The 16,107-nt window shown below is 67.5% G+C and carries 15 protein-coding genes; 3 read left to right on the top strand and 12 right to left on the bottom strand.

The annotated features are described in order from the left end of the window. Positions 1 to 50: 50 nt before the first annotated feature. The 8 genes from menB to FND50_RS05480 all read right to left on the bottom strand — a co-directional run bounded on the left by menB (position 51) and on the right by FND50_RS05480 (position 8,251). A complete protein-coding gene (gene menB / locus FND50_RS05515) occupies positions 51 to 908 on the bottom strand; it encodes a 1,4-dihydroxy-2-naphthoyl-CoA synthase (RefSeq protein WP_144285031.1) in 858 nt (285 codons plus the stop codon). 103 nt (positions 909 to 1,011) lie between these two features. Next, the gene (locus tag FND50_RS05510) at positions 1,012 to 1,770 is read right to left on the bottom strand and encodes an SDR family NAD(P)-dependent oxidoreductase (protein ID WP_144285030.1); all 759 of its coding nucleotides are present in this window, start codon (positions 1,768 to 1,770) and stop codon (positions 1,012 to 1,014) included. A 45-nt stretch (positions 1,771 to 1,815) separates the two neighbouring features. Continuing rightward, complete coding sequence (locus FND50_RS05505) at positions 1,816 to 2,733, bottom strand: hydroxymethylglutaryl-CoA lyase (protein WP_144285029.1); 918 nt, start codon at positions 2,731 to 2,733, stop codon at positions 1,816 to 1,818. A gap of 19 nt (positions 2,734 to 2,752) precedes the next feature. Further along, on the bottom strand, positions 2,753 to 3,991 hold the full coding sequence (locus FND50_RS05500; RefSeq protein WP_144285028.1) for an acetyl-CoA hydrolase/transferase family protein: 1,239 nt from the start codon (positions 3,989 to 3,991) through the stop codon (positions 2,753 to 2,755). Next, complete coding sequence (locus tag FND50_RS05495; RefSeq protein WP_144285027.1) at positions 3,991 to 5,184, bottom strand: thiolase family protein; 1,194 nt, start codon at positions 5,182 to 5,184, stop codon at positions 3,991 to 3,993. Before FND50_RS05495 ends, FND50_RS05500 begins: the two co-directional genes overlap by 1 nt. Next, positions 5,184 to 5,933, bottom strand: coding sequence for an SDR family NAD(P)-dependent oxidoreductase (locus FND50_RS05490; protein ID WP_144285026.1), 750 nt, complete (start codon positions 5,931 to 5,933; stop codon positions 5,184 to 5,186). Before FND50_RS05490 ends, FND50_RS05495 begins: the two co-directional genes overlap by 1 nt. Continuing rightward, the gene (locus FND50_RS05485; RefSeq protein ID WP_016882310.1) at positions 5,933 to 7,099 is read right to left on the bottom strand and encodes an acyl-CoA dehydrogenase family protein; all 1,167 of its coding nucleotides are present in this window, start codon (positions 7,097 to 7,099) and stop codon (positions 5,933 to 5,935) included. Before FND50_RS05485 ends, FND50_RS05490 begins: the two co-directional genes overlap by 1 nt. Before the next feature lie 72 nt (positions 7,100 to 7,171). Beyond that, positions 7,172 to 8,251: an acyl-CoA dehydrogenase family protein gene (locus FND50_RS05480; protein WP_144285025.1), complete on the bottom strand. Its 1,080-nt coding sequence runs from the start codon at positions 8,249 to 8,251 to the stop codon at positions 7,172 to 7,174. A gap of 117 nt (positions 8,252 to 8,368) precedes the next feature. On the opposite strand from FND50_RS05480, the gene FND50_RS05475 reads away from it, so the two are divergent. Beyond that, entirely contained in the window at positions 8,369 to 9,130 is a 762-nt protein-coding gene (locus FND50_RS05475; RefSeq protein WP_012691748.1) for a FadR/GntR family transcriptional regulator, read from the top strand. A 65-nt stretch (positions 9,131 to 9,195) separates the two neighbouring features. Here FND50_RS05475 and FND50_RS05470 read toward each other — a convergent pair whose 3' ends face one another. Both FND50_RS05470 and FND50_RS05465 read right to left on the bottom strand, forming a co-directional pair. Beyond that, positions 9,196 to 11,151, bottom strand: coding sequence for an AMP-binding protein (locus tag FND50_RS05470; protein WP_144285024.1), 1,956 nt, complete (start codon positions 11,149 to 11,151; stop codon positions 9,196 to 9,198). Between the two features lie 2 nt (positions 11,152 to 11,153). After that, positions 11,154 to 12,329 (bottom strand): acyl-CoA dehydrogenase family protein, encoded by a 1,176-nt coding sequence (locus FND50_RS05465; protein WP_144285023.1) that lies wholly within the window; start codon positions 12,327 to 12,329, stop codon positions 11,154 to 11,156. A gap of 62 nt (positions 12,330 to 12,391) precedes the next feature. Here FND50_RS05465 and FND50_RS05460 point away from each other — a divergent pair, with 62 nt between their 5' ends. Next, entirely contained in the window at positions 12,392 to 12,844 is a 453-nt protein-coding gene (locus FND50_RS05460) for a MaoC family dehydratase N-terminal domain-containing protein (protein ID WP_144285022.1), read from the top strand. Beyond that, positions 12,841 to 13,257, top strand: coding sequence for a MaoC/PaaZ C-terminal domain-containing protein (locus tag FND50_RS05455; protein WP_144285021.1), 417 nt, complete (start codon positions 12,841 to 12,843; stop codon positions 13,255 to 13,257). The genes FND50_RS05460 and FND50_RS05455 overlap by 4 nt, the downstream gene beginning before the upstream one ends. Before the next feature lie 64 nt (positions 13,258 to 13,321). Here FND50_RS05455 and FND50_RS05450 read toward each other — a convergent pair whose 3' ends face one another. Next, positions 13,322 to 15,007 carry an AMP-binding protein gene (locus FND50_RS05450; protein WP_144285020.1) on the bottom strand — a complete coding sequence of 562 codons (1,686 nt, stop codon included), beginning with the start codon at positions 15,005 to 15,007 and terminating at the stop codon, positions 13,322 to 13,324. Between the two features lie 108 nt (positions 15,008 to 15,115). Then, positions 15,116 to 15,895, bottom strand: coding sequence for an enoyl-CoA hydratase/isomerase family protein (locus FND50_RS05445; protein WP_144285019.1), 780 nt, complete (start codon positions 15,893 to 15,895; stop codon positions 15,116 to 15,118). Positions 15,896 to 16,107: the final 212 nt, after the last annotated feature.

The raw sequence follows: 16,107 nt of genomic DNA, 5'->3' as shown, positions 1-16,107 counted from the left end.
CACGTAGGGTATTGACCCAACCATACTAATTGTCGGACCGAAATGGAAGATCAGGGTCGCCGCGGGAACTTCTCGAACTCGGGGCGCCGCTTCGCCTTGTAGGCCTCCCGGCCTTCCTTCGCCTCGTCCGTCGAGTAGAAGAGCAGATTCGCGTCGTGGGCGAGCTGCTGAATACCGGCCATGCCGTCCTCCGCGGCGTTGAAGCTCGCCTTCATGAGCCGCAGCGCGAACGGTGAGAGCTCGAGCATCTCGCGGCACCACTGCACTGTTTCCCGCTCCAGGTCGGCGAGCGGGACGACGGTGTTGACCAGCCCCATCTCGCGCGCCTCCTGCGCGTCGTACTGACGGCACAGGAACCAGATCTCCTTGGCCTTCTTCACCCCGACGAGTTCGGCGAGCAACCCCGCGCCGTAGCCGCCGTCGAACGACCCGACCTTCGGCCCGACCTGACCGAACCGGGCGTTGTCCGCAGCGATGGACAGGTCGCAGACCAGGTGCAGGATGTGCCCGCCGCCGATCGCGTAGCCCGCGACCATCGCCACGACCGGCTTCGGCAGGCGCCGGATCTGGATCTGCAGGTCGGTGACGTGGAACCGGCCGACACTGCCCGCCTTGCCGGGCTCGGTGAGGTAGCCGGTGTCGCCGCGCACCCGCTGATCGCCACCCGAACAGAACGCGTCGGGGCCCTCTCCCGTCAGAACGATGACACCGACCGAGGAGTCCTCACGGGCGTCGACGAGAGCCTCGGAGATTTCCATCAACGTCTGCGGACGGAACGCGTTGCGCACCTCCGGCCGGCAGATCGTGATCTTCGCGATCCCGTCACCACTGTGCTCGTGTCGGATGTCCTCGAACTCCCCGACCGCCGTCCAGGACACGAAATCCGTTGATTCACCGTTGTTCGTCATGCCACGATCATAGGCACATCCGTAAACGATCGTTACCGTCCGACCCCGCGAATGCCGAAGGTGCGGCCCGGAAACCGGGCCGCACCTTTCAAATCGGTGTCCGTCAGGACATCGTCAGGCCACCACTGACCGACAGGGTCTGTCCGGTGACGAATTCGGCTGCGTCGGAGGCGAAGTACGCCACTGCGGCACCGATGTCGGTCGCCTGGCCGAGCCGCTTCATCGGCACGGCGCGGGTCATACCGCCGATCACCTTGTCGGCGTCCTGTCCCGAGCTGTCGGCGAACTTGCGCAGCGCCGGGGTGTCGGTCGGGCCGGGGCACACCGTGTTCGCGGTGACGCCCTTGGTCGCGACCTCACGGGCGAGGGTCTTGGTGAAGGCGATGATGCCGCCCTTGGCGCCCGAGTAGACGGCCTCGAGCGACGAGCCGACGCGGCCGGCGTCCGAACCGATGTTGATGACCCGGCCGAAGCCGCGCTCGACCATGCCCGGGACCGTCGCCTGGATGACCCGCAGCTGGCCCTTGAAGTTGATGTCGAGGATCCGGTCCCAGAACGCCTCGTCCGTCTTCAGGAACGGCATGAAGTCGTCCCAGCCGGCGTTGTTGACTACGATCTCGACCGGGCCGAACTGCTCGGCGACCTGCTTCACCGCCGCCTGCACGGACGCCGTGTCGGTGACGTCGACGGGCACGGCGATCGCCTCGCCGCCGGCGTCGCGAATACCGGCGGCGGTCTCCTCCGCGACCTCCACGTTGAGATCGGCGACGGCCACACGGAAGCCCGCGGCGCCCAGTGCGTCGGAAATACCCTTGCCGATGCCCTGCGCACCGCCGGTCACGAATGCAACTCGATTACTCATGTTCTTCTCCGTCTGTGTCTTTCGTGAATTGTTGGTCGGCCGGTGTCAGCGCCGGGCCCACTCGATGGGGCCGGCGACGATGGAGTGACTGGTGAGCTTGCGGCCGAGCACGGACTGCGCTTCCCGTGCCGCCTCGATGACCCGTGGAAGGTCGAGACCCGTCTCGACGCCCATCTCGTGGAACATGCTCACGAGGTCTTCGGTGGCGATGTTGCCCGTCGAGCCCGCCGGAACGGGGCAGCCGCCCAGTTCACCGAAGCTCGATTCGAAGCTAGCGCATCCGGCCTCGAGTGCCGCGTACGCGTTGGCGAGACCCTGCCCACGGGTGTTGTGGAAGTGGGCGGTCACCTCGACGCCGGGCAGCCGGTCGAGCGCCGCGGCGAAGAACTCCGACGCATAGGCCGGGTTGCACATGCCGGTGGTGTCGCCGAAACCGATTTCGGTGGCCCCGGCCTCGGCGAACCGTTCGGCCAGGTCAAGTACCCGGGTCAGCTCCACCTTGCCCTCGAACGGGCACCCGAACGACGTCGCGATCACCGCGGCGCAGTCGAGACCCTCGGCGACGATCCGCTTGGCCATGACGTCGTTGTCGGCCATGGTCTCGTCGACGGTGCGATTGACGTTCTTCTTGTTGTGGGTCTCCGACGCACTCACGAAGATCGCGACCTCGTGGAACTTGTCGCGCACCTTCAGTGCGTTGTCCAGCCCCTTGCTGTTGGGGACGAGCACCATCAGCTTCGTGGTGTCCGGCACGTCGATCCGTTCGAGCACCTCCACCCCGTCCGCGAGTTGCGGGATCACGTCGGGTCGCACGAAACTGGCGACCTCGATCCGGGTGAATCCCGCCCGTCCGAGAGCGTTGATCAACCGGACCTTGTCGCCGGTCGGGATGCGCTCCGGTTCGTTCTGGAAACCGTCGCGCGGACCGACCTCACGAATCTGGACCTGCTGGGGACGCGCCATGGCGTCGACTCCTTTCCTCTCACTCCGTTGCGGACGCAAGGTCGTACTCCTCGAGTTCGAATTCCAGTTTCTCGCGATGCTCGGGTGCCGCCACCGCGATCATGCGCCGCGCACGCTCGGGGAGGGAACACCCGCGCAGCGCCGCGGCACCGTGTTCGGTGACCACGAAGTCCACGTCGGCCCGGGCGGTGGTGACCGCGCCGTATTCCAGGGCCGTCTTGATCGTCGACTCCCCCCGCGAATCCGCGCGCATCGCGATGATCGAGCGGCCGCCGGTCATCGCCGCGGCCCGGGAGAAGTCCACCTGGCCCCCGACGGCACCGGCGTAGGTCGTGTTGCGCAGCTCCGCGCCGACCTGCCCGGTCAGGTCCACCTCGATCGCCGAGTTGATCGACACGAACGACCGCAACTGCGAGAGCACCTGCGGCGCATGGGTGTAACTCGCCGGCCGGAACGCAACCGGAAGTCCCGGCAACCTGTCGTACAGCGCCGCCGTTCCCAGCGCGGCTCCCGTCACGTGCAGTCCCGGGTCGATCTCCTTCCGCGCCCCGGTGAGGACGCCGCGGTCGATCAGCCGGAGCGCCGCGTCGGAGATCATGCCCGAGTGCATCCCGAGGTCCTTGTGTCCCTCGAGGGCGGTGAGAACGGCGGACGGCAGCGTCCCGACGCCGATCTGGATCGTGTCTCCGTCCGCCACGAGATCGGCGACGTTCCGTGCGATCGCCAGTTCCACCGCGGCGGGCTCGCGGTCCGGCGCCTCGAGCAGCGGCCGGTCGGTCTCCATCACCGCGGCAAACCGCGACAACGGAATTCGTGGTGCGCCGAGAGTGACGGGCATACGCCGGTTGATCTCGGCGATGAGGACCGGTGTGTGGTCGAGTGCGTCCGCGATGTAGTCGACACCGACCCCGAGCGAGCAGTTCCCGGCGGAGTCCGGCGGTGACACCTGCACGAAGCCGACGTCGCACGGCAGCCGCCGTTCGGCGAACAGCCGCGGCAGCGCCCCGTAATGGCAGGGCACGACCTCGAGGCGGGCGAGACGGCGGAGTTCGCCGAGGCCACCGTAGGAGACGACGGAGAGTTCGTCGGGCAATTCGCTCGTCAACCGCCGATTCCAGGTGAGTCCCACGAACGCCCGGACCGGGCCGATCGACGAGACCTGGTCGAGCAGGGCGTGGACGAGCGGGGTGGGTTCCGCGCTCGTCTGGCTCCACCAGATCCCGTCGCCGGGCCGGATGTGCGGTGTCAGGTCGATCATCAGTCGATCCGCTGGATCAGGGTGGCAGTTCCCAGGCCGCCGCCGCAGCACATGGTCACCAGGCCGATTTCGGCGTCGCGCCGCTCGAGTTCCGCGACGATCGTGGCGATGAGCCGGGCGCCGGTCGCGCCGACCGGGTGTCCGAGCGCGATCGCACCGCCGTTGACGTTGACCCGGTCCATGTCGGGCTTCAGTTCCCGCTCCCAGGCCAGGACGACCGAACCGAACGCCTCGTTGACCTCGAAGAGATCGATGTCGTTCATGCTCATCCCGTTGCGGTCGAGCAACTTCCGGGTGGCCGGGATCGGACCGGTCAGCATGATGATCGGGTCCACCCCGACGGTGGTCTGATCGAGGATCCGCGCCCGGGCCTGCAGTCCGTGCGCGTCGACCGCCTCGCGGGAGGCCAGCAGAACACCGGCCGCCCCGTCCGAGATCGGCGACGAACTGCCCGCCGTGATGCGGCCGTTCGCGCGGAACGCCGTCTTCAGCCCGGCGAGGCTGTCGAGGCTCGTGCCGGGACGGACCGGCTGGTCGCTGGAGCGGGTCTCGCCGGCGAGATCGAGGGGGATCATCTCCGCGTCGAAACGGCCTGCCTCGATGGCCTCGGTCGCCAGGCGATGGGAGCGGACGGCGAACTCGTCCATCTCCTGCCGGGAGATCTCCCACCGGTCGGCGATGAGTTCGGCGCTCTCGCCCTGGTTCACGAAGTCGTATCGGTCGCGCAGCGCGTCCGGCCACGGGTCGCCGTACAGTTCGGAGATCTTGGCCGGTGAGTTCATCGGCACGTGGCCCATGTGTTCGACACCGCCGGCGAGAACGACGTCGTGGGTGCCGGAACCGACCAGGGCGGCGCCCATCTCGACCGCGGTCTGGGCGGATCCGCAGCGACGGTCCAAAACGACGGCCGGGACCTCCGGCGGGTAACCCACCTGCAGCCAGGCGTTGCGGCCGATGTTGCGGGACTGCTCGCCGAACGGTGCGGTGCAGCCGATCACGAGGTCTTCGACGACGGCTGGGTCGAGGCCGCTGCGGCGGATCAGGTCGGTGTACACCGCGCCGAGCATGTCGTTGGGATGGGTGTCGCGGAACCAGCCGCGGTCCGGGTGCGACTTGCCCATCGGCGTACGGGCGGATTCCGCGATGATCACTTCACGGGCGGAGCGCTGGAAAGGGTTGCGCTTGTCGGCCATCAGATCACCGTTCCACCGTCGACGGGCAGCACCTGGCCCGTGATGTACGCCGCGCCGTCGGACGCGAAGAACACGAAACTGGCCGAGATCTCCTCCGGTTCGGCCCAGCGGCCCAACGGGATCCGCGCGAGCGTCTTGGCGGCGAGCTTCTCGTTGCTGCGGATGTTCTCCGTCATCTTGGTGGCGGCGAGTGGGGCGAGCGCGTTCACCGTCACCTGCTTCTTGGCGAGTTCACGCGCCAGCGACTTCGTGAGACCGATGATGCCCGCCTTCGCGGCACCGTAATTGGCCTGCCCGATGGTGCCCACCAGGCCGGCGGCGGAGGTGACGTTGATGATGCGCCCGCTGCCGTCGGTAGGTAGGTACGGGAGGACGGCCTTGCTGCACACGAAGCTGCCGACGAGGTGGATGTCGACGATGCGGCGGAAGTCGTCTTCTTCGAGGTTCGGGAACATCGCGGGCGCGATGGCGCCCGCGTTGTTGACCAGGATGTTGAGTGTGCCGTCGTTCAGCGCGGCGGCCTGCTCCGCCGCAGCGGCGGCGGCCTCGCCGTCGCGGACGTCGAGGGCCGCGGACTTCGCCGAGCCACCGGCAGCGGTGATCTCCGCGGCCACCGCGGCGGCGGCGTCGCCGTCGACGTCGGTGACGAGCACGGCCGCACCCGCGCGGGCGTAGGCGTGCGCGACCGATGCGCCGATGCCGCTGCCGGCACCGGTGACGAGTGCGGACTTTCCGGTGAGTTCGAACATCAGTAGCTCCTGGGGAGGCCGAGGACGTGCTCGCCGAGGTAGTTGAGGACCATCTCCTGGCTGAGCGGGGCGATCTTGGTCAGGCGGGCTTCGCGGAAGTACCGGGCCACGTGGTACTCCTCCGAGTAACCCATCCCACCGTGGGTCTGCAGGGCGCGGTCCGCGGCCTGGAAACCGGCGTCGGCGCAGAGATACTTGGCCATGTTGGCCTCACGGGCGCACGGCTTTCCGTTGTCGTAGAGCCATGTCGCCTTGCGCAGAACGAGTTCCGCGGCGTCGAGTCGCGCGAGCGAATCCGCGAGCGGGAACTGCAGGCCCTGATTCATGCCGATGGGCCGGCCGAACACCTCACGCTCATTGGCGTACTGGACGCCCCGGCGCAGGGCGGCCCGGCCGATGCCGAGAGCCTCGGACGCGACGAGCATGCGCTCCGGGTTGAGACCGTCGAGAATGTACTTGAAGCCCTTGCCTTCCTCACCCACGCGGTCCTCGACGGGAATCTCGAGGTTGTCGATGAACAACTCGTTCGACGTGACCGCGTTGCGCCCCATCTTCTTGATCGGGCGGATGTCGACCTTCGAGCGGTCCAGGTCGGTGAGGAAGAGCGTGAGTCCGTCCGTCTTCTTCTTCGCGTCCTCGAATTTCGTGGTGCGCGTGAGGAGAAGGATCTTCTCCGACTCCATCGCCTTGGAGATCCAGACCTTGCGGCCGTTGACGATGTACTTGTCGCCCTCGCGCCGCGCGAAGGTGGTGATCTTGGTGGTGTCGAGGCCGGCACCGGGCTCGGTGACACCGAAGCACACGTGCAGGTCGCCGTCGACGATCCGCGGGAGCGTGCGCTGCTTGAGTTCCTCGGAGCCGTGCACGATCACCGGGTGCATCCCGAAGATCGACAGGTGCATCGAACTCGCGCCGTTCATGCCGGCGCCGGACGCGGCGACCTCCTCGAGCAGGATCGAGGCCTCGGTGATGCCCATCCCGTGCCCGCCGTACGCCTCCGGCGTGGTGATGCCGAGCCAGCCGCCCTTGGCGAACGCGTCGTAGAACTCGGTGGGGAACTCGTGCTCGCTGTCCTTCTCCACCCAGTACTGCTCGTCGAACTTGCCGGCGAGCTCTCGCACCGCATCTCGGATCGTCGCCTGATCCTCGGTCAGATCAAAGTCCACAGCACGTCCCGTCGTCGTTGGTTCCTTTTGGACTTAAGTTACTAAAGGACAGACCAAAAAGTCAACGGCCAATCAGCCGGTGGCCGGCAGCAGGGGCAGATCCCGTGCGAGGCGCTCGTTCCACACGTCCGGGCCACCGAACAACTTCTCGTCGAGCTTGGCGCGCTTGTAGTAGAGGTGCAGATCGTGTTCCCACGTGTAGCCGATGGCGCCGTGCATCACGAGAGCACTGTCGGCCGCCTGCACCGCATTGCGCGGCACCTGCGCCTTGGCGACGGCGGCGTGCATCGCACGATCGTCCAGCCCGAGATCGACCGACGACGCTGCGTAGTACGCAATGGACCGCCCGGCCTCGACGGAGACGAGAATGCCTGCCGCAGCGTGCTTCACGGCCTGGAACGACCCGATCGGGACACCGAACTGCTGGCGCTGCTTGCTGTAGTCCACGGCGAGACCCAGCATGCGGTCCATCGCGCCGAGCGAGTCCGCGGCGACGAGCACGGCCGCGCGCAGCCCCGCGTCCTCGAGCGCAGGAGCCGCCTCGATGTCGAGGCGTTGCCCGGCGACGCCGTCGAACCGGACGTCGGCGGCCGCGCGGGACGGGTCGAGGAAGCGGCGCGGTTCGACCGTGACACTCGCGTCGTCGGTGCGCACGAGGTACAGGGCAGCGGTTCCTTCGGCCGCTGCCACCGGGACGACCAGCAGTTTCGCTCGTTCGGCGCCGAGCACCGTCGACACGCGACCGGTCAGCACACCGGCGTCGTCGACGCGCACCGAGTCGGCGAGCCCGAACGGGCGGGTCGCGTCGACGGTTACGGCCGCGAACCCGCCGCCCACAAGCACGTCGGTGGCGACATCGGCGGGCAGCAGGGGTGCGGCGAGGACGGACGCGGTCCAGGCACTCGACGGCGCGGCGTACCGGCCCAGTGCCTCGGCGGTCAACGTCAGTTCGAGTAGACCACCGCCCTGACCACCGATGTCTTCGCCGAGGCCGGCGGAGAACCAGCCTTCCTCGACGAACTTCTGCTCGAATTCGGCAGGATCTCCCGATTCACCCCATTTGCGGACATTCGCCGGAGCGGCAAACCGCCCGAGCCAGCCGTCCAGGGCTTCGGTGAACATTTCCTGCTCTTCTGACAGTTCCCAGCGCATAGAACTGGTCCTCTCGATGAGACGAAGAATAGGCTGCAAGACGAATGCAGCGAGAACCCAATGGTATATTAGGTCTGACCGTTAGACCAGAGAGGGCGGGGAGCCATGCCACCAGCCGTGCCGAACACCACCCGGAACGGACGTTCCTCCATTCAGCTGACCCCGATGGAGGTACCGAAGGCGTCGGACGTCCTCGCCAACGAATTGCGTGAGCGCATCCTCAGTGGGGATTACGTCGAGGGCACACCGCTGCCGCCGGAGCGCGAACTCGTCGTGCAGACGAAGATGAGCCGCACCACCGTGCGCGAGGCCCTGCGCATCCTCGAGGTGCAGGGACTGGTGCGCATCAAGGCTGGCCGGGCCGGTGGCGCCTTCGTGCAGCGACCGGGCGAGCAGTCGATGGCCGACACGGTGGCCCTGCTCATCCGCGGTCGTCAGATCCGCCTCGCCGCCCTGCTCGAGACCCGCGAGGCGATCGAGCCGTTCTGCGCCCAACTCGCCGCCCGCCATCGCACCGACGAGGACCTCGCGCGACTCGACGCCGCCAACGACGACATCGCCGGCGCGGGCGACAGCCTCGACGACTTCCTGCAGGCGAACATCGACTGGCACGTCGCCGTCGCGAGCGCCAGCCACAACGAACTGTTGTCGGGCCTGATGATCTCGCTCTCGCGGGCCATCTACGCCGCGACCGAGAACGAAGGCTTCATCGACGACAAGGTCCGCGAGATCACCGTCAAGGCGCACCGCTCCGTCACCAAGGCCATTCGCGACAAGGACGCCGACGCCGCCGTGCGTCGCATGAGCCGGCACGTCCACTCCTACGCCGAGTCGATCAAGGACTTCGAGAAGCGCACCGATATCCCACTCGACGAATAGCAGTCCCGTTTGCCGTGTCGACGACGAAGGCCCCACACCGTGCGGTGTGGGGCCTTCGTCGTCACTCACGACGCGTGGTCGCTACCGCCCGCCACCGCGGCGCGGATCTCGTCGATCGCCTCCGGGTTCTCGGCACCCGACAGGTCACCCGGGTCGGTCCCCAGGGCGGCAGCGCGCACCGCCCGCCGCAGGATCTTCGCCGACCGGGTCTTCGGCAGACGCGACACGCGGTGAACGACGCTCGGCGCGAACGGTTTTCCGAGTTCCGCGGCGACCCTGGCGACCAGTTCGGCCGAGATGTCCGCCGTGTCCGCGTCCGCACGGGGAACCCAGAACGCCCACACCGCCTCGCCCTTCTTCGGGTCCGGGACACCGACCGCCGCCGCCTCGGACACCGCCGGGTGCGCCGTCAGCACGGCCTCGACCTCCGCCGGCGCGAGACGCTTTCCCGCCACGTTCATCACGTCGTCGGATCGGCCCCGGATGTACCACTGGCCGTCGTCGTCGACGAGGGCGTAGTCGCCGTGCCGCCACATGCCGGGGAACGTCGACCAGTACGCCTCCAGATAGCGCTCCTCGTCCTTCCACACCCCGCGGGTCATCGACGGCCACGGCTGCCTGCAGACGAGTTCACCCTGTTCGCCGCGCAACGACCGTCCCGCGTCGTCGACGACGTCGACATCCATACCCAGGGACGGGCCGCCCAGAGAGCAGCTGCGGATCGGCTCCACCGGATACGGTGCCAGGAACGAGCCGCCGACCTCGGTGCCACCGGAGAAGTTGATGACCGGCACCCGGCCGCCGAAGACGTCCCGAGCGAGCCACTCGTAGGAGTCCGGGTCCCACGGCTCACCGGTGGACCCGATCGTGTGCACCGAGGACAGGTCGTATCGTGCCGCGACGTCCGTCTCCCGCCCGCGCAGGGTCCGGATCAGCGTCGGCGAGACCCCGAGCATCGTCACCTGGTGCCGCTGCGCGAGTTGCCACAACCGGTCGGTGTCCGGCACGTCCGGCGAACCCTCGTACAACACCAGGGTGCCGCCGTTGGCGTGGGTGCCGACGATCGACAGCGGCCCCATGATCCAGCCCATGTCGGTGATCCAGCAGAACACCCCACCGGGCGTCAGATCGAACGAGTACGCCACCTCGCTGGCCGTCTTCACGAGGAACCCGGCGTGCGTGTGCACGGCGCCCTTCGGCTTACCGGTCGTGCCCGACGTGTACGCCAGCGCGAACGGCTCGGCGGCGTCCATCGCCTCGACCGGACCCGGGTCGCCGCCGTTTCCGAGCAGCTTCGCCCAGGAGATGTCGCGGCCGGTGGAATCGACTGGGGTGCCGATGTTTTCGACCACGACGACCGACTGCACCGTGGGGCACGAAGCGAGCGCCTCGTCGAGAGCAGGCTTCATCGTGACGGACTTGCGACGCCGCACCGTTCCGTCCGCGACGATCACCACCTTCGCGTCCGCGTCCACGATGCGGGACGCGATCGCGCTCGGCGCGAAGCCGGAGAACAGCGGAACCAGCACCGCCCCGAGCCGCGCGACGGCGTACACCGACACGACCGCCTCGGGGATCATCGGCAGGAACAGGGCGACGGCGTCACCCTTTCCGACACCGAGTTCCCGCAACCCTGCCGCGGCGCGTTCGACGTCCGCCGCGAGTTCGCGATACGACAGGCTGCGGACCGTGCCGTCCTCCGCCTCGTGCGCGACGGCCGTCCGGTCGGCGGCCGCCGGGTCGGTGAGCCACCGCCCCAGACACGCGTCGACGACGTTCGTCTTGCCCCCGACGAACCAGTCCGGATGCTCGATTCCGCGGGAGGTGTCGAGCACCTCGCGGTACGGGGTCTGGAACGGCAAGCCCAGATCGCGGACCACTGCGTCCCAGTACCACCGCACGTCGGCGACGGAGCGGGCGCGGAGTTCGCCCAGGCCCGACAGACCATGGGCGCGGGCGAGGCGGGTGACGTTGGCGTTCTCGACGTACTCGTCGGTGGGGTGCCAGGTGTAGTCGGACACGGTCAGCTCCTCGGCATGTCGAGCATGCGCTCGGCAACGATGTTGCGCTGGATGAAGGTGGATCCGCCGGCGATGGCAGTGCCGCGGGCTTGGTACGCGAGCCGCTGCCACCGCGCCGTCTCCTGCCGCTCGTCGTCGAGGGCGAACTGCCCGCCGACCGGTTCGAGGGACAACCGGAAGTCGGCGAGTTCCTCGACGAGGGGGCAGAAGAACAGCTTGCCGATCGACGTGACCGGCCCCGGTGGGCCGTCGTTTGCCGCGAGGGTGATGACGCGCTGGCCGATGAGGTAGTGCACGAGTGCGCGGCCGTACAGGTCGGCGACCTTCTGCCGGATCACCGGGTCTTCGCCGAGCGGGCGGCCCGCGTCGTCGGTCATCCCCGCGATGTCCGACACGATGTCACCGACGGCGCGCTTGGTGTTGACGCGACCCGTCGCGATCGCCACCCGCTCGTAGGCGAGCGTGCCCATCGCGACCTTCCAGCCGCCGTCGACCTCCCCGACGACGAGCTCGTCGGGAATGAACACGTCGTCGAGGAACACCTCGTTGAATTCCGCTTCGCCGAGCATGTGGGCGAGCGGGCGCACCGTGATGCCCTCACTGTCCATGGGCACCAGGAAGTAGGTGATGCCCTTGTGCCGCGGTCCGCCGCCGGTGCGGGCGAGCAGGATGGCGTGGGCCGCGATGTGTGCGCGGCTGGTCCAGATCTTCTGCCCGTTGACCTTCCAGCCCCCGTCCACCTTCGTGGCCTTGGTGCGCAGCGAGGCGAGGTCCGATCCTGCCTCCGGCTCGGAGAACAGCTGGCACCAGATTTCCTCGCCGGTCAGGATGGGGCGGAGGAACCGCTCCTTCTGAGCGGGTGTCCCGAAGTCGATGATGGTCGGGCCCGCGAAATCCTCACCGATGGTGTTGAGGCGCTCCGGTGCGCCCACCCGGTCCATCTCTTCAGTGAAGATGGCCTTGCGGATCGGGTCGGCGGCCTGGCCGCCGTACTCCTGCGGCCACGACATCCCGCCGTAGCCGGAGTCGAAGAGCAGCCGCTGCCATTGCTGCCAGAACGGCACCTTGTCGACCAAATCGACCGGTTCCGGCCACGGCAGCGTCGGCACCGCTTTCTCGGCCCACTCCCGGACTTCTGCACGGAATGTGGCCTCGTCTGGGGAATCAGCGAGCTCCATTGCACCCTCCTCACGAATTTAGGCTCAATGATACTATAGGTCAGTCCAAAAAGGAGGCCCGGATGTCCGACCCACTCCCCGCCGGCGTCGTCGACCGCGTCGAATACGACGTCGAACGCGGCAAGATCCGCGAATTCACGCGCGCGACGTTCACCACCGATCCCGTGCACACCGATCCGGCCGCCGCGCGCGACGCCGGATTCGACTACGTGCCCGCGACTCTCACGCACACGGTCGTCGCCGGACACCAGCGCGACCAGCGCGCGTTCGTCGACTCGCTGGGCCTGGCCCTCGCGCGGGTGGTGGTCGGTTCGGTCACGTGGACGTACCTGCGACCGCTCACCGCCGGCGACCACGTGATCGGCACCCGGCGCGTCGTCGATGACGTACAGCGAGAGGGCAAGCGCGGCGGGACGATGCGCGTGGTAACCCTGGAGACCGAGTACCGGGACGCCGACGGCGAACCCGTGGTGCGGCTCGAGGAGGTCCTGATCGAACGAGGAGAACAGCGATGAGAACACCTGCCAAGGTCCGCGTCGGCGACGCCCCCGATACCCGCGTGGTCGGCCCCGTCAGCCAGACCGACATCGTCCGATTCGCCGGCGCCGGAGGCGATTTCAATCCCCTGCACCACGATCCCGGGTTCGTCGCCACATCGGGTTTTCCCGGTGTCATCGCGATGGGGCAGATGCAGGCCGGGATCCTGGCGGGATGGCTGTCCGACACGTTCGGCGTCGAGCACGTGCGCTCCTTCGGTGTCCGGTTCGTCGCGCCGGTCTTCCTGGGCGACACCCTGACCCTGGGCGGCACGGTGGTAACGATCGCCGAGGCGAATGGCGAGTCGCTGGCGACACTCGATCTCGTCGCCTCCGGCGACAAGGGCCCGGTCGTCACCGGATCGGCGACGGTCGTGGTGGCCGCGACCTGATCACTCCGCTCCAACCACGCGAAAGGGGGCGAAGCCGATCGGCTTCGCCCCCTTTGTCATCCGATCAGCTGACGGCTTGTGCCCGCTGCTGCCGGTCGGCCTCGATCTTGGCCGCGATCTGCGCACGGAGCACGTTCTTCTGGATCTTGCCCGTGGCAGTCGTCGGCAGAGCCTCGACGATCTCCAGCCGCTCCGGAACCTTCTGGATCGCCACTCCCTGCTCGAGGAGGTAGGTCTTGATCTTCTCGAGCGTGATGTCGCCGTAGCCGGGCGCTGCGACGAGGTAGAGACACACCGCCTCGCCGAGACGCTCGTCGGGCATCGCGACCGCGGCGACACCGCGGACGGCGGGATGCGCCGCCAGGAGGTCTTCGACCTGACGGACACTGATGTTCATTCCGCCGCGGATCACGATGTCCTTGGTGCGGCCGGTGACGCGCACGTAGCCGTCCTCGTCCATCCGGCCGAGATCGCCGGAGCGGGAGTGGCCGTCCGGCGTGAACAGCTTGGCCGTCTCCTCCGCGTTGTGGAGATACCCGAGCATGTGCATGGCGCCCTTGTAGGCGATGTCACCTTCCTCGCCGCGCGGAACCTCGTTGCCGAGTTCGTCGACGACCTTCACCGACTGCATCGGCAGCGGACGCCCGTCCGAGGTGAGCGACCGCTCGGGCTCGTCGCGCACCGTGCACATGGTGGTGGTGACGTTTTCCGAGCGGCCGTACAGGCTGAGTACCTGCAGGCTCGGGAACAATTCGGCCGCCTTCGTGACGAAGCTGGCGGGGATCGGGGCGCCGGCCGCCACCCACAGCCGCATGCTGCCGATGTCGTGCACTGCGGGGTCGTAGGCGTCCATGAGCATCTGCAGGAACGTCGTGGCACTCACGGCGACCGTGCACCCGCGCTCCCTGATCTGCGCCATCCCCCGGACAGGCTCCCACACCTCGATGAGATGCGACGCCGCGCCGTGCATGAGCGGAAGAACGATGCTGGTGACCAGGCCGGTGGTGTGCGTGATTGGCGAGGGGCCGAACTGCACGTCGTCGGGCGTGTAGGCGAATCCCTTGGCCAGCAGACGGGATCCACAGGCGATCGTGTTGAACGTGTGGATGCATCCCTTGGGGCGGGACGTGGTGCCGCTGCTGTAGACGATGACGAACGGCTCGTCCGGCCCGACGCCGGTCCCGAGTTCCGCGATCGCCTCCTCGGGGCCGATCTCCGCGAACAGCGACTCGAACGACATCGCGCGGTTCGGCAGGTCGCCGTTCCCGCGGACGACGACCACGTCCTCGAGCGAGTCGACGGCACCCAGGATCTCGGTGTACATGCCCGCGTAGTCGAACTTCTTGAAATTCTGCGGCGTAATCGCCAGCCGCACACCGGCGTTGCCCAGGATGTATTCGACATCGTCGCGGCGGTAGATCGGCATGATCGGCACCAGGACGGCGCCCAGTCGCGACAACGCCACGGAGATGACGGCGAATTCGATCCAGTTCGGAACCTGCACCGACACCCGGTCACCGACAGTGATCCCGTGGCGTCGCAGTCCCACGGCCAGGCTCAGCGCCTGTTCCCGCAACTCCCGGAAGGTGATGCCGCCACTGGTGTCGTCGGTCAGGAAGACACGGTCGCCCCGCTCGGCGACCTGGACCTCGAGCATGTCGAAGAAGGTGTCGCGGTGCCACTGCCCGGTGGCATAGAACTCTCGGATCTGTTCGTCCGAATAGCGATCGGTGACCGATGCGAACGCCATGGGAAGCCTTCCTCTGAGCGCAGATGTGAAGAGGTAATGAAGAACTCTGTGTTGGCCCTCACAATATAATGGTTAGACCGAAAGTGCAACGAGTTCGAAGTCGCGCGATCAACGCATGCTCCATACGGGAGAACGCTTTTCACGGAACGCGGTGACCCCCTCGACGATGTCCTCGGTCGTGAACGCGAGAGCGAGCTGAGACTGCAGCGCCGCGAGAGCGTCCGGCAGGGACATGTCGCGCGTGTTGTTGATCGCCTCCTTCCCGAGCCGCATCAACAGCGGCGACTTGCCCGCGAGGCGGCGGGCCCACGCCCGGACCTCGGCATCGAAGTCGTCGTCCGGAATCACCCGGTTCACCAACCCCAGCTCGAGGGCGTCCGCGGCCGTGATGAGCTCGCCGTACATCATCAGCTCGTTCGCCTTGAGCCGCCCGACGTTCCGGTAGATGAGCGCGGAGATCATGAACGGGAAGACGCCGACGTTGATCTCCGGGCACCCGAACCGGACCGACTCCTTGGCGAGCACGAAATCGCACGCGAGCGCGAGGCCGAACGCTCCGGCGAGCACGTCGCCGCCAGCCGCGCAGATCACCGGCTTGCCGAGTCCGCCGATGAGTTGATACAGCCGCGGGAAGCGATCCAGCCCGGCATATTTGACGATCGTGGGCGTCTCGCTCGCGAACGCCTTGAGGTCGCCGCCCGCCGAGAAGATCTTCTCGTGCGACGACGCCAGCACGACGACCCGCACGTCGCCGTCGTCCCGGGCGCGTTCGAGCGCGGCGAGAAGCTCGTCGAGCAGGTCGTCGGACAGCGCGTTGCGGGTTTCGGGACGATCGAGAGTGAGGACGGCGACATGCTCGTCGACGTCGTATCGCACGGGGTGCGCCATTAGGTCGATCCTTCCATTTTGGTCGTACCATTCGACCCTAGTACGACGGTCGCACCCGAGACAAGAACCGCCGCGAATCACTTTCGCAGAATGCGTGACGTATTTGGACTGACCATATACATTGGAGTGAGGCCGTGGACGGTGCAGCAACGTCCCAGGTGACACCTTCTCTATACTGTGCGTTGGGTCACAGGAACGGACGACGGTGTCGT

It is taken from the genome of Rhodococcus sp. WB9 (genome assembly GCF_007558985.1).
In the GTDB taxonomy this organism is placed as follows: Bacteria; Actinomycetota; Actinomycetes; order Mycobacteriales; family Mycobacteriaceae; genus Rhodococcus_F; species Rhodococcus_F opacus.
This window is presented reverse-complemented; position numbering and strand designations above follow the sequence as displayed.